Annotated in this window: 1 pseudogene; it reads left to right on the forward strand. The window is 62.3% G+C overall.

Features of this window, described 5'->3' with window-relative positions:
* Positions 1–173, forward strand: a pseudogene (locus ALP40_RS01390) (magnesium transporter CorA family protein); the annotation flags it as partial.
* Between the last annotated feature and the right edge of the window lie 58 nt (positions 174–231).

A 231-nucleotide genomic window follows, 5' to 3' on the forward strand; every position in this document is an offset into this window, starting at 1 on the left:
ACGTGGTGTTTTTGCCCCTGAACCTGATCGCCGGGATCGGCGGCATGTCCGAGTTCAGCATGATGACCGCCCCGCTGCACTGGTGGGTCGCCTACCCGGCGTTGCTGCTGGCAATGCTCGGGCTGGGGGCGGTGATGGTCTGGGGGCTACGCAAAATGGCCCGCTCAGCCTGAGCCTTTACTTTTCCCAGTCGGCCTTGGCAATTTGCAGACCATGCAGGCCGTTATACGC

It is taken from the genome of Pseudomonas viridiflava, from assembly GCF_003702045.1.
Classification (GTDB): Bacteria; Pseudomonadota; Gammaproteobacteria; order Pseudomonadales; family Pseudomonadaceae; genus Aquipseudomonas; species Aquipseudomonas viridiflava_C.